A 14,793-nucleotide genomic window follows, 5' to 3' on the forward strand; every position below is an offset into this window, starting at 1 on the left:
GAGGAACGGTTCCGGACCGTCCAGCCGGAACGCGGCGCTCTATTTCCGGTCGGGATGCCAGACTCCGTCCCAGTCCGCCGGCGCGCCGTGCTCGGCGAAGCCGCGGCAGCGCTCGATGAACACCTTGCATGGACCGTCGCCCGGCTTGAGCGCCAGCGCGCGCTCGAAGTGGCGGGCCGCATAGGCGAAGCGGCGGCCGCGATAGGAATCCTTGCCCTTCTCCCACGCCTCGAGGAAGGCGTCGTGGCCCTCGTCGGGCGCCGGACCGAGCGGCTGCCAGAGCTCGAGCACGCCCGACGTGCCGACCGCCACCACGCGATCGACATGGCGCCACACGAAGCGGCTCCTGGCGCGGTCATGGACCTCGCCGCTTGCCAGCACCTCGGTGCCGTAGATCTTGTTCAGGCCCTCCAGGCGCGAGGCCTGGTTGGCGACGGCGCCGACCAGCGTGTAGTTGATGCGCTCGCGGGCGCCGACATTGCCGACCACGGCCGGGCCGGTATGCAGGCCGAAGCGGGTGCGAAAGCCCGGCCGGCCGCGGTCGCGCCATTTCGATTCGAGCCGGCGGCTGGCCTCGGCCGCCTCGAGCGCAGCGCGCACCGCGTTGACGACATGGTCGGGATCGGGCGCCGGGGCATTCCAGAACGCCATGATTCCGTCGCCGATATACTTGTCGATCATGCCGCGGTGGTTGGTGATCGCCGTGCCCAGCACCTCGAAGTAGCGCGACAGGCGGCTGGTCAGCAGCTTGGGGTCGATGCTCTCGCTGATGAAGGAGAAGCCCTCGACGTCGGTGAACATCACGGTGAGCTCTCGCTGCTCGCCGCCGATGCCGGAATCCTCGGGCGAGCGCAGGATCTGCGCCACCAGGTCCTTGGAGACGTAGCGGCCAAAAATCTGCAGGCCGCGGCGCATGTTCTCGACCGAGTCGGAGAGCTGGCGCAACTCGGTGATGCTGCTCGACACCGGCACGGGATCGGAGAAATCGAGATTGCGGATGCGCTCGGTGCGCTGGGCGATCCGCCTGACGGCGCGCGACATCAGGAGCGACACGCCGAGCACCGCAAGGGCGGCGATCGCCAGCGCACCGGCAGCGATGGCGGCGGCGCGCTGCAGCAGCACCTTGGATGCGGCCGAGAGCTCCTCGTCCGGCACGGCGACGCCGATCATGAAGGTGCGGCCGAGCAGCGCCGGCATCGACCGCACCAGCAGCCGATAGTCGCGGCCATCCAGCGTGACATTGCGATCGGCCCTGCCGCCCGTGCCGGAAGCCTCGACCAGGAGCCGGCCCAACGCCTGGCGGGCCAGCGCATCCTGCCTGAAGCAGTCGGGATCGGCCGGCCTGCACGGCTCCGACCCGATGAGGGCCCCCGGGCTGCCCGGCGAGGCCATGACGATGGCATTGGGCGTGATCTTGTACTGGGTGATCAGCTCGTCGAGGGTGTCGAGCGAGAAGTCGAAGCCCAGCACACCGCCACGCAGCGGGATGCCGGCCGAGATGCCAACCTCGTCGGCCCAGGCGAATCGGTAAGGCTCGGTAAGGGTCGGCGCCTTGCGGTTGGTCGCATCGATGTACCAGGGGCGCTGGCGTGGATCGAAGCTGGTCGGATGCACGCGCGGCGGCGTGGTGCCGCCGCCGGGCAGGACGAACCACCAGGTCTCCGGCCGCGTTCCCGGCCCGGCCTCGACGCTGCGCACGATGATGGCCTCGCCGTCGGGCGCACCGAATTCTTCACGCTGAGCGATCGACAACAGCGACAGCCGGCCGGCATAGAGGAAGCGGCCGTCGTCGTAGCCGACGAAGGCCGCCTCGACGGCGGGATGGCGGTCGAGCAGGTCGACCAGCTGGCGCCGCCTCTCGTTGTCTGCCGCCTCTCCGGCCGATGCGGCGAAGCTTGGCTGCGCCGCCAGCGTCATGCCGACCGAGACGATGGAGCGCAGGCCACCGGACAGGAAGTTGGATACCGCCGCTTCCAGGGTCGCCATGCGATGCTCGACGCTGCGCTGCTCGAGCAGATCGACCGAGCGCCAGCCGAGCCACAGCAATGCCGAGGAGAGTGGCACCACGACCAGCGCGGTCATCAGCAGGATGCCGACGCTTCCCGCTCGCTCATGGCGATATGAGCGAGCGGGACGCTCGAGGTCCGGAAGAACATTAGGTCTGAGCGTCACGTGCCGCAGCGGAAGCGGACGAACAGGTTGACCTTGTCGGCAAGCTGATGGTCGAGCACCACGAACGGGCCCTTGCAGGTGCGCTCCAGGAAGGGCTGGACGACGTTCCAGTTGCGCTCGCTCTCGCGCTTGGGGTCGGGATCGACGACGACGGTGCCGCGCACCAGCAGCAGCTGATAGTCGCCCGCCGACTCGGCCGGCGCGATGCGCACCTCGTAGAGGCGGCCGTCGACGCGCACCGTCTCGACCCGCGAGCCCTCGAGCGTACCCTTTGACGTGACGCAGGCCGGGAGCCCGAGGACCACTGCCGCCAACGTCAAGACAGGCAGCACACCGCCCTCTTCGCGCCTCTTCACCTTACGCTTGGGACGACGGCGCCACCGCATGGCGCAGTGCCCGGAAACTGCATGCATGTATCTGCTCCAACGGCCCGTTGCGCTGCTTTAGTAGCTGCAGACCCTCGCAGTCCTGGATTGTGGCAGCTACATGGCGCGGACTCACCCATCCGTGCGTTGACGCATTCTGGCAAGGTGTCTTTAATTCGCTTGGGGTGTGAGAATTTGGTAGTTGCATACCGTCGTGCGTCCAGACGCGCGGTGGGCAAGGCGTCCGACTGGGGCGCCTGGCAGCGAAATCGCGACGTGCATGAGGCGCTTGCCCCGGCGCTCAAGGGGGCAGCGATGGCAAGTCTCGTCAACGGTCTCGGCGGCAGCGCCGGCTTCGGCGAAAACTCGATGCCGCTCAACGACGACTCGCCGTCGATCCCCATCGACCTGACATCCCTCTTCGGCCTCACCGGGCTGAACTTCTTCGGCACGACCTATACGGGCCTGTACCTCAACTACAACGGCAGCATTTCCTTCGGCTCGGGCATCACCTCCTTCAGCCCGACGACCATCAGCGGCAACACCAGCGTGCCGATCATCGCGCCGTTCTGGGCCGACGTCGACATCCGCAACACCAAGGATCCGCATCCGGGCACCAACCAGATCTGGTGGGACCTCGACGTCGCCAACAAGACCTTCACCGCCACGTGGGACAATGTCGGCTACTTCAACCAGCACAACGACAAGACCAACGACTTCCAGCTCCGCCTGGTGGGCAAGGACACGCCGGGCGATTTCGACATCTTCTTCATCTACGAGTCGATCGACTGGCTGACCGGCGACGCCTCGGGCGGCACGGGCGGCACGGGCGGCAGCATGGCCCGCGCCGGTTACTCGTCGGGCAACGGCAAGAACTTCAAGGAAATCGCCGAGTCCGGCACGGCCGCGATGGCGAACCTCGAGAGCCTCGGCAACGCGGGCGCGGGCATCTTCCTGTACGAGGTGCGCAACGGCGTGGTGCCGCTGTTCACCAGCGCCGGCGACACCGTCGACTTCAACAACCTGACCGACGAGCAGAAGGCGTCGATTGCCGCCGGCAACGACGTCTATGTCGCCAAGGGCGGAAGCGACACGGTCACCCTGCCCAACCCGGCCAACTACAATCAGGTCGTCGGCAAGGACAAGGACAACAACGACATCACGCTCGACTGGGATGACAGGTCGACCTTCGACACCCAGTCGAGGGCTGGCGACACCAGCACGATCAGGGCCGGCAACGGCAGGCATGTCATCCAGACTGGAGCTGGTACCGATATCGTCCTGATCGACGGCGCCGGCGACAACAAGATCATGACGGGCAACGGCCACGCCCTGATCACCATCGTCTCGACCGCCGGCAACAATACGATAGAGGCCGGCGATGGCGAGCTGGACGTCAGCATCGCCACGACAGGCGCCGGAAACAACAAGATCGCGGCCTCCTTCGGCGACACGACCATCGAGGTCGACTCGACCAATGCGACCGGCCTCAACGAGATCACGACCGGCTCGGGCGACGCCGAGATCGACATTCTCCAGGGCAATGCGACCAACAAGATCACCGCGATGAACAGGGGCAAACTCGACATCGAGATCACCTCGACCGGCAGCGGCAACAACGAGATCACCACGGGCACCGGCGCGACGACCATCAAGATCGACTCGACCACCGGGACCGGTTCCAATGCGATCAAGATCGGTACCGGCGAGACCAAGATCGACATCGTCCAGGGCCAAGGGGTCAACCACATTGTGCACGACGCCGGCCTTCTCGACGGCAAGCTGGAGATCAAGATTGAGCTGGCCGACCGGACGGGGAGCAATTCCATCGATCTGAAAGGCAACACGGCCGTCAGCATCCTCGGCAAGCCGACAGTCATCAACACCGGCAGCCAGGTCATCAATGTCATTGATGGCTTCTCGACCATCACATTCGACGGCAACTTCACCGACGCCACGGTGACGGGGTCGTCGTCCGAATTGGACAACCCTTTGATCATGGGGCTGACGCTCAAGAACTTCCGCACCACCCTGGAGATCGAAGCCAAGGCTCATATCGCCGACCTGCGCATGGAGACGGACAGCATCGTGAAGGTGGCGGATGGCGGCTCGCTGACCATCACCCATGTCCACAATGTCGGCACGGGCTCGCTCGACGGCGGACGCATCGACGTCGGCGCGAATGCAACGCTTTTGCTCGTCAACGAGTTCTACGGCACCGTCAATCTCGGGACGGGGTCGAGCACACTGGTGCTCGACCGGCCGGGCGAGTTCGGCTTCGCGCGGACCGCCAACTCGAGGGCGCTGGAGTTCAAGCTGGGTAACATCAAGACCGGCGACAAGATCATCCTCGAGGGATCACTTTCGGAGAACATCACCGTCACATCCGCAACGCTCGGCAACTTTACGCTCGCCGACGGCATCGTCCAGCTCACGCTGGAGCTCGGGGATCTCACGCAGATCGCGGTCGGCTCGATCGACGGCGAGACCGACGCCGCCGGCGTCTATTTCGACGTCAGCAAAGACGGGGCCAATACCGTCCTGACGCTGAAGGACGGCAACAACGTCGACGCGACGATGCAGGGCCCCCAAGTGCGGGCGGCTCACGACCTGACGGGAAGCGGCCTCAAGATCGGCATCATCGGGACGAGCTTCGCGAGCGACAGGGCAGGCGCCAGCAGGGACTGGCTAAACGGCACAATTCCCACGGTCCACCCGCAGCATGATACCGCCGGCCCTGGCGACGACGGCCGTGCGCTGGCTGCCGTGCTGCATTCGATGGCTCCCGACGCAGAGCTGTACTTCTACGGCATAGCAGATTCGGACGACCTCCGGGCGGGTATCAACGCATTGCGCGACTCCAAAGTCGACATCATCGTCGCCAGCGGGATCGTCTACTCCCCCTTCAGCTACTTCCTCAGCCGTCTCGATCCGACGATCAGCGCTGCCGTGCGGGCGGGAATCACCGTGCTGACGGGGGCCGGCAACTCCCGACCGGCCTCTTCGATACAAGGCATCGGGGCCCATCCGGACGTGATTACGGTTGCCGCGATGAATCTGCTGGCGACCCCGACCGAAACGGCGCGTGGCGGCCACTATCTGCCTGCGGAGACCCGCTCCTACTCGTCCGTCGGCACGAACGGCAAGCCCGACGTCACGGGCGTCGATGGCGGTCAAACGACCTTTCCCCTCGCGTTCGCTTCTAACCCGATGTTGAACACGTTGGAGGCCGCGGCGTCCGTGGCTGGCGTCGTCGCCCTGATGATGGATGCCAATCCGCTACTCAAGACGCAGCCCAAGGTGGTCGCCAGGATCCTCGAAGCGACGGCGCTGCAGTTCGGCGCGGCCTCGGACGCGGGCGCAGGCTTTGTCAACACCAAGCAGGCCATCGCCGCGGCGCTGGCGCAGCGGCAGAACTTCCTCGATGCGTCCACCAACAAGATCAGCGGCGCGAGCCTCGCGGTTCCCGACGGCCTGTCCGCGGCCGCGACGGCGGCGCAGCCCGTCTCGGCCGCCCTCTCGGTTCCCGTCGGCAATGCCGGCACCGGGCTGACGGTGATGATGCTGGTCGAGATGGGCCAGGCAGTCACGGTCAGCGGGTCGCCCACCTTCAGCCTCAACACCGGCGGCACCTTCACCTATGACGCGGCGCTGTCGTCGCCCAGCCAAGGCCGGCTGGTGTTCAACTACACGGTTGCCGCAGCCGAGCAGACGAGCCTTCTTTCCGTCACCGCCTTCAACGGGACGATCAAGGACTCGTCCGGCGCCGATGCCGATTTCTCGAACCTGATCGGAAAGGCAACCGGGCTCACCATCAATTCCCCGTTGATCGTGACCGCGGTGACGAGCTCGCACACCGGGCAGGTGACGGCAGGTCAGGCACTGGAGCTCACCATCACGCTCCACCATGGTGCCAGCCTGGTATCGGCAGGCGGCCTGCCCTCCCTGACGCTGAATGTCGGAGCGATCGCCACCTTCGATGCCGCGAAGTCCAACCTGGCGGCCGGCCAGCTGGTGTTCGACTACGTGATCGCGCCGGGCGAAGCGACGCCCAGCCTGACCATCGCCAGCATCGACCTGCCGAACGGCTCGACGATCAAGGACGTCGACGGCAACAATGCCGATTTCGCCTTGGCTCTCGACCAGAATATGGGCGTTCAGATCGGCCCGGCCTTCGTCGCCGCCGTCCTGCCCGAGGTCGAGATGACGGCCGTCGGCGCCGGCCAGACAGTGGAAGTGATGATCGCGCTCAGCCAGGGCGTGGTCGTCGACCTCTCCAAGGGATCGCCCACCCTGACGCTGGGCAACGGCGCAACCGCGACCTACGACGCTGCCGCGTCGGACCCGACCAAGGGCCTGCTGATATTCGACTACAAGGTTGCGGCCGGCGACCAGGCAGCGACCAACCTGCTGGTGACCAAGGTCGCGCTCAACGGCGCGACGATCCGAGATGCCGGTGGCAGCGATGTCGATCTCGGCGGGGCGGCGAACGCACCGACCGGACTGACCATCGGCTCGCCGCTCACCGTCGCCTCGACGGCAGCGTCGAGGACGGGCGTGCTCAACCTCGGCGAGACGGTGACGATCACCCTCACCATGAGCGGCGGACTGCAGGCGTTCCAAGCGAATGGTGGCAGCTTCTCCACCTTTACGTTGAGCGACGGCGGCAAGGCGGTCTTTGACGCCGCCGCATCCGATGCCGCTGCCGGCAAGCTCGTGTTCGACTACACGGTCGCCGGTTCGGATCAGTCGGTCGGCAATCTGGCGATCAGTCAGTTCAACCAGAACGGCGGCGTCTACTTCGACGACAAGGGCAACTTCGCCGACTTCTCGGGCGCGCTCGGCGTTGCGCTCGGCCTGCAGGTCGTGGTGCCCGACCCGGCAACGGCCACGATCGCTGCGACGTCGGCCACGAAGGCCGAGGGCAACAGTGGGACGACCGCCTTCACCTTCACTGTCACTTTGAGCAAGGCGCTGGGCTCGGCCGTCGCGATGGATTGGGCCGTCACGGGCAGCGACACCAACTCGGTCAGCGCCACCGATTTCGCGGGCGGCGGTCCCATGCCCGGCGGCACGCTGAGCTTTGCCGCGGGCGAGACCGCCAAGACGATCACGGTCAATGTGCAGGGCGACACGACAGTCGAGGCCGATGAGAACTTCACCGTGACGCTCTCGCACGCGACGGGCAGCGTCGTTCTCGGCACGGCAAGTGCCGGCGGCACCATCCAGAACGACGAAGCGACGGTGTCGATCGCTGCGACCAGCGCCAGCAAGGCCGAAGGCAATTCCGGCTCGACTGTCTACACTTTCACCGTGACGCGGGGCGGCAACACCTCCGCCACGCAGAGCGTGGCGTGGTCGGTCGCCGGCGTCAGCGCGGATCCCGCCAATGCCGCCGATTTCACCGGCAGTATCCTGCCTTCCGGCAGCGTCACCTTCGCCGCCGGCGAGACGACCAAGACGATCTCGATCAACGTGCTCGGCGACACGACAGGCGAAAGCAGCGAGGCTTTCGCCGTCACGCTGGCCAATGCGTCGGCCGGCCTCACCATCACGACGGCGAGCGCCGGCGGCACCATCCAGAACGACGACACGTCCGTGTCGATCGCCGCAACCGATGCGACCAAGGCCGAAGGCAATGCCGGCACGACCGCCTTCACCTTCACCCTGACACGCAGCGGCGACACCTCCGGCACGCAGAGCGTGGCGTGGTCGGTCGCCGGCTCCGGTACCAGTCCGGCCAACACCACCGACTTCGTGGGCGGCATCCTGCCGGCGGGCAGCGTCACCTTCGCCACCGGCGAGACCGCGAAGGTCATCACGATCAACGTCCAGGGCGACACGACAGGCGAAGGCAACGAAGGCTTCACGGTGACGCTTGCCAGCCCGTCGGCCGGCCTCACCCTCGGTACCACCAGCGCCGCCGGCACCATCCAGAACGACGACACGGCGGTCTCGATCGCCGCCGCCAGTGCCAGCAAGGCCGAAGGCAACAGCGGATCGACCGCCTTCACTTTCACCCTGACACGCAGCGGCGACAGCGGGACGGCACAGAGCGTTTCGTGGTCGGTCGCCGGCTTCGGCGCCACTCCGGCCAACGCCGCCGACTTCGCCGGCGGCACGCTGCCGTCGGGCAACGTCACCTTCGCCGTTGGCGAGACCGTCAAGACGGTCACGGTCAATGTCCAGGGCGACACCCAGGGCGAGAGCAACGAGGACTTCACCGTCACGCTGGCCAACGCCTCGGCGGGTCTCGCCATCGGCACCGCCAGCGCCACCGGCACCATCCAGGACGACGACACCTCGGTGTCGATCGCCGCCACGAGCGCCAGCAAGGCGGAGGGCAACAGCGGATCGACCGCCTTCACCTTCACCGTGACCCGCAGCGGCAGCACCTCCGCCATTCAGAGCGTCGCGTGGTCGGTCGCCGGTTCCGGCGCCAACCCGGCCGCCGCCAGCGACTTCGCCGGCAGCGCGTTGCCAACCGGCAGCGTCACCTTCGGGGTCGGCGAGACCTCGAAGATCGTTACCGTCAACATCCAGGGCGACACCACGAGCGAGCCCAACGAGAGCTTCGCCGTCACCCTGGCCAACGCCTCGGCCGGCCTGATCATCGCCACAGCAACCGCCACCGGCACCATCCAGAACGACGATGCCGGCCCGCTCACTGTCCACGACGATGCCTATGTCGTCCTGCGCGGCAGCACCATCGTCGTCAGCGCCGCCAACGGCGTCCTGTTCAACGACGAGGGCAGCGGCCTCACCGCCTCGCTCAAGACCGCGCCCTCCGTCGGCGGCCTGCAGCTCGCCGCCGACGGCAGCTTCACCTACACTCCGCTGTTCGGCTTCGCCGGCGTCGTCACCTTCGCCTATCACGCCACCAGCGCCGGCAACTCGGCCGACGGCGACGCCGTGCTGTTCGTCGTGCCGACCGTCGCCTCGCCCTCCGCCACCACCCTCGACCTGCTCGCCCTCACCTCCGAGCAGCAGATCGCCGCCACCTACGCCGCCTTCTTCGGCCGCGCCGCCGATGCCGGCGGCTTCGGCTTCTGGGTCGGCGAGTTCAATCGCCTCCTGCCGGTGCAGGGCCCGGCCGCCCTGTTCGCCAACATCGCCTCCTCGTTCGGCATCAGCCCCGAGGCCAAGGCCCTCTACCCCTTCCTCGCCAACCCGTTCGGCGCCACCGACGCCCAGATCAGCGCCTTCCTCGACAGCGTCTACAACAACCTGTTCAACCGATCCTCCGATACCGGCGGCCTCGGCTACTGGACCGGCGAGATCCGCAACGCGCTGGCCAACGGCCAGTTCGTCGGCTCCGTCCTGGTCAACATCATGAGCGGCGCCCAGGACACTGCCGCCGGCAAGGACATCAGCACCCTGATGGGCAAGGTCGCCGTCAGCATCGACTACGTCCACGAGCAGCAGGACCACAACACGCAATGGGCCGGCGTCAGCGACATCATCGCCGCCACCAACCTCCTGCATGCCGTCGCCGCCACCCCGCAATCCATCCTCACCGGCATCAAGACCGCAGAGACCCTGATCGCCAATCACAGCTGACAGGCAGGCTGAACGAGGCGTTCATCCGCTGGAAGCGCCAACTTTGTTCGAAAGCCCACCCGAAACCTTGTCCTGAGGAGGCCGCGTAGCGACCGTCTCGAAGGACGGGCCTCAACGCATTCGCCGGAAAATCGGCATCGACGCAGCGCCCTGTTGCCGACCAAAGGCGGCGGAGCAGCCATACGCTGCGTATCCAGAAGGTCACCTGCTCCAGCGACGTCATCGCCGAGCGAGCGGCACAGCCGAGCCGACTTGCCGGCGGCAGCTTCGCGTCACAGGATGGCGATGGAGGCCATCATGACGACGACCACGGACCTGACCGGCGTGCGCCGCGTTCACGGCTATTGCGGGCTTTGCATCGCGCGCTGCGGCACTATCGCCACGCTGGAGAACGGCCGCTTCACGCGGCTCGATCCCGATCCCGGCCATCCGACCGGCCAGGCGCTGTGCGCCAAGGGCCGTGCCGCGCCCGAGCTGGTCTATCACAAGGACCGGCTGACCCGGCCGCTCCTGCGGACGCGAGCCAAGGGCGAGGCCGATCCGGGCTGGCGGCCGATCTCGTGGGACGAGGCGCTCGACCGCATCGCCCGGGCGATGCGCGAGATCGCCGACAAGCATGGTCCGCAAGCCGTCGCCTTCAGCCAGTCCTCGCCCTCGACCACGGCGATCGGCGATTCGGCGCCGCTGGTGCGCCGGCTGATGAACGCCTTCGGCACGCCCAACATGGTGTGGCCACTCGATCTCTGCGGCTGGGGCCGCGCCTTCGCCACCCGCTTCGCCTTCGGCGTCGCCAGCGTCGGCACTGGCAGCGCCGGCGGCGCCATGGCCGACATCGACCGCTCGGGCTGCCTGATCCTGTGGGGCTACAACCCGTCCTACTCGCGGCTCACCCACGCGACGGCGACCGTCGAGGCGCTGAAGCGCGGCATGAAGCTGATCGTGGTCGACCCGCGCCACGCCGGCCTTGCCAGCAAGGCCGATGTCTGGCTGCGCGTGCGCCCAGGCAGCGACGGCGCGCTGGCGCTCAGCCTCGCCAACCTGATGATCGTCAACGGCTGGTACGATCGCGCCTTCGTGCGCGACTGGACCAACGGGCCGCTGCTGGTGCGCACCGACACCGGCCAGCTGCTCAGCGCTGCCGATCTCGGGGCGAGCGGCGCGCCGCGCGCCTGGGTGGCGTGGGATGCCGCCGCCGGAAAGCCCGTCGTCTACGATCCGGCTGCCGGCCGTTATGATTGCGACACAAGCAGGGGCGACACGGGTGGGCTCGCGCTGGAGGGCGAATACGCCGTCGCCACGCCGAGCGGCACGATCGCCTGCCGACCGGTGTTCGATCACTACGCCGCGCTCTGCCGTCGCTACGATCCGCAGACCGTCGAAGCGACGTGCTGGATCGCGCCGGCCGATCTCGAGCGGGCGGCGCGGTTGATCTGGCACGCCCGGCCGGTGTCGTACTATGCCTGGAGCGGCCACGAGCACCACGACAACACGACCGAGACGGCCCGCGCCATGGCGCTGCTCTATGCGCTCACCGGCAGCTTCGATGCGCCCGGCGGCAACGTGCTGCTGCCCGCGATCCCGAGCCGCTCGATCGGCGGCGAGGAGCTGCCGTCGGCCAAGTCGATGGCGCCGCCGATCGGCCTCAGCGAGCGCCCGCTCGGCGTGGCCCAGACCAACAGCGTATCGACCCCGGATTTCTATCGCGCGGTGCTCGAGGGCATCCCTTATCCGATGCGCGGGCTCGTGGGCTTCGGCCACAACATGCTGCTGGCCCAGGGCGATCCGGTGCGCGGCCGCGCCGCCCTGGCGGCGCTCGACTTCCATGTCCATGCCGACCTGTTCATGAACCCGACGGCCGAGCTCGCCGACATCGTGCTGCCGATTGCCTCGAGCTTCGAGCGCGACGGGCTGAAGATCGGCTTCGAGATCAGCGCCGAGGCGCAGTCATTGGCGCAGTACCGCAGCGCCCTGGTGCCGCCGCCCGGCGAGGCACGGCCCGACACCGACGTGATCTTCGACTTGGCGACGCGGCTCGGCCTCGGCAACCAGTTCTGGGGCGGCGACATCGATGCCGCCTACCGCCAGCAGCTCGAGCCGAGCGGGCTGACGCTGGAACAGCTGCGCGCCGCGCCGGCCGGCGTGCGCGTCGCGCTCACGACGCGCCATGCCAAGCACGCCGACAAGGACGCGGCCGGCAATCCGCGCGGCTTTCCGACGCCGTCGCGCCGTATCGAGTTTTGGTCCGAAACCCTGCGCGCGGGCGGCCATGCGCCGCTGCCCGGGTTCGTCGAGCCGCGCAACAGCCCGCTCGCCCGGCCCGATCTCGCCGCGAGCTTCCCGCTGGTGCTGACCTGCGCCAAGCCGACCCTGTTCTGCCAGAGCCAGTTCCGCGGGCTCGCGGGATTGCGCCGGCGCGCACTGCATCCGGAAGTCGAGCTGCATCCCGCCGCGGCCGCGTCTCGCGGCATCGCGGCGGGCGACTGGATCGAGGTGCGCACCCCGGCGGGAGCGATGCGCGCGCGCGCCCGCTTCAATCGCGACCTCGATCCACGCGTCGTGGTCGGCGAGCATGGCTGGTGGCAAGGCTGCGAGGCGCTCGGCGTGCCGGGCTACGATCCGTTCGCGCCGGATGGCGCCAACTTCAATGCCACGATCGATCCCGCGGCGCGCGATCCGATCAGCGGCACGCCCAACCACCGCTCCAACCTCTGCGAGGTTCGACGGATCAGCGACGCTCGCACCCTGCAAGCGCCATGACATCCGTGCGGTCGATCGGCAGCAGGCAGTCGAGCGTCCTCGACACGGACGTCCATGAGACCTCCACACCGATGCGCTCCGCAAGCAAACGATGCCCTTGTTGCGCTGCTGCAGGATCGCAACCAAGTCCCGCCAGGTCGAGGCATCGCGAGGCGCGCAGCGGCAGGCCCAACGGGGCGAGCCGGGGCGGCAACTCGTCCAACAGGATCGTGTCGATCTCGTAGACGCCGGCGGCGGGCATCACGAGCCCGTCGCCGCAGTAGTCCTTCGCCGGATCGACCTCCACCAGCCCGAGCGTGACGCCGGCGAGAGACGCTCACGAAGCGAGCCTCGCGAGCGAGGCATCTCATCGCCCTCGGTGGCAAGGTCCGCGCGTGGCCGAGAGCCGGCCGATCAGCCCGTCACGCCGGCGCGTTGCGGGCGATGACGGCGCGATAGAAGGCAGCGCTGAGCTTGGGCGTGCGCTTCAGGGTGTCATAGTCGACATGGACCAGGCCGAAGCGGGTGGCGTAGCCGTCGGCCCATTCGAAATTGTCCAGCAGGCTCCACAGGAAGTAGCCGCGCACCGGCACGCCCTCGGCGGTGGCGCGCTGCAGATGGATCAGGCAGTTGCGCAGGTACATGACCCGATCGAGGTCGTAGACGGTGCCGTCCGCGGCCGGCTCGTCGGCGCTCGAGGTGCCGTTCTCGGTGATGAAGATTTCCTTGGCACCCCACAGCCGCTCGACGTGGCGCGGTGCCCAGTAGAGCGCCTCGGGGCCGAGCTTCAGCCACGACGATGCCATGTGCGGATGCGACGCCGGCAGCGGCAGGGTGATGAATCCCGGGCTCGACTCGCTCGCCAGCACGTACTCGCTCGGCGTGTAGACGTTGAGACCGACGAAATCGACCTTGCTCGAGATGATCGCGGGATCGCCCGGCGCAACGCGCGGCGCATCGGCGCCCTGCGCGGCCAGCCAAGCATCGGTGTAACGGCCTTCCATCATCACCGTGAGATAGGGCGCGTTGAGCTCGCGGGTGGCGATCTCGGCGGCGCGCACGTTGTCATCGGTCTCGACCGACGGCAGCGCGACGGCGATGTTCTCTGCCGGCCCCACGATGGTGCCGGCGCGACCGTTGGCGCGCACCGCCTGCACGCCCAGCCCATGCGCCAGGACGGCGTGGTGGCGCGCCTGATTGAGGCGGGCAGGCGGCAATGTCAGGCCGGGCGCGAAGATGCCGTTGCCGTAACCCTCCTGGATGAAGGCGCGGATCTCGTTCAGGGGGAAGAAGCGGTGCACGCGATCGCCGAGGCGGCGCACGACATGCGCGGCATAGGCGCCGAACGCCTCGGCGGTATCGCGCGATTCCCAGCCGCCGCGCGCCTGCAGGGCCTGAGGCAGATCCCAATGATAGAGCGTGGCATAGGGCTCGATGCCGCTGGCGAGCAGGCTGTCGACCAGGCGGTCATAGAAATCGAGGCCCTTGGGATTGGCCGCACCGGCCCCGTCCTGAAAGACGCGCGGCCAGGCAACGGAGAAGCGATAGGCGCGCACGCCCAGCGCCTTCATCAGCGCCACGTCCTCCTCGTAGCGGTGGAAATGGTCGACGCCGCCAGCGCCGGTCGAGCCGTCGCGGATGCGGCCCGGCTGGCGCGCGAACGCCTCCCAGACCGAGAGGCCACGGCCATCGACCTCTGCAGCACCCTCGACCTGGTAGGCCGACGTGGCGGTGCCCCAGAGGAAACCCTCGGGGAATTGCAGGCGTGCCGGAAGTGCGGGCGCACCAAGCCGGGGGGTCGCATTGGCTGTATCGTAAGCCGCGGTCGCGCCGGCAGCCGTCATCCAGGCCCGACGCGTCAGAGGGGGCATCGGACCCGGTCGTCTCGAAAGGTCATCAATGTTTAGTGTAGCATCGGCCGAGCCATTAGCCCATCCGGGTCAACCTCTCGAAATGTCTC

General features: G+C 67.7%; 6 protein-coding genes. 2 read left to right on the forward strand and 4 right to left on the reverse strand.

What is annotated here, in order from left to right; translation table 11 throughout:
* Positions 1-39: 39 nt before the first annotated feature.
* Positions 40-2,082 (reverse strand): adenylate/guanylate cyclase domain-containing protein, encoded by a 2,043-nt coding sequence (locus ACILR9_RS06400; RefSeq protein WP_395709072.1) that lies wholly within the window; start codon positions 2,080-2,082, stop codon positions 40-42.
* Positions 2,083-2,168: 86 nt separating this feature from the next.
* Positions 2,169-2,504, reverse strand: a complete 336-nt coding sequence (locus tag ACILR9_RS06405) for a hypothetical protein (protein ID WP_395709073.1) — start codon at positions 2,502-2,504, stop codon at positions 2,169-2,171.
* 348 nt (positions 2,505-2,852) lie between these two features.
* Between ACILR9_RS06405 and ACILR9_RS06410 the strand changes: the two genes are divergently transcribed.
* Both ACILR9_RS06410 and ACILR9_RS06415 read left to right on the forward strand, forming a co-directional pair.
* A complete protein-coding gene (locus ACILR9_RS06410; RefSeq protein ID WP_395709074.1) occupies positions 2,853-10,097 on the forward strand; it encodes a Calx-beta domain-containing protein in 7,245 nt (2,414 codons plus the stop codon).
* A 297-nt stretch (positions 10,098-10,394) separates the two neighbouring features.
* The gene (locus ACILR9_RS06415) at positions 10,395-12,854 is read left to right on the forward strand and encodes a molybdopterin-dependent oxidoreductase (RefSeq protein WP_395709075.1); all 2,460 of its coding nucleotides are present in this window, start codon (positions 10,395-10,397) and stop codon (positions 12,852-12,854) included.
* Here ACILR9_RS06415 and ACILR9_RS06420 read toward each other — a convergent pair.
* Entirely contained in the window at positions 12,823-13,140 is a 318-nt protein-coding gene (locus ACILR9_RS06420; protein WP_395709076.1) for a hypothetical protein, read from the reverse strand. The two genes, ACILR9_RS06415 and ACILR9_RS06420, sit on opposite strands and share 32 nt — an antisense overlap.
* 115 nt (positions 13,141-13,255) lie before the next feature.
* The gene (locus tag ACILR9_RS06425) at positions 13,256-14,704 is read right to left on the reverse strand and encodes a GH1 family beta-glucosidase (RefSeq protein WP_395709077.1); all 1,449 of its coding nucleotides are present in this window, start codon (positions 14,702-14,704) and stop codon (positions 13,256-13,258) included.
* Between the last annotated feature and the right edge of the window lie 89 nt (positions 14,705-14,793).

This window comes from Reyranella sp. (genome assembly GCF_044224635.1).
Lineage (GTDB): Bacteria > Pseudomonadota > Alphaproteobacteria > Reyranellales > Reyranellaceae > Reyranella.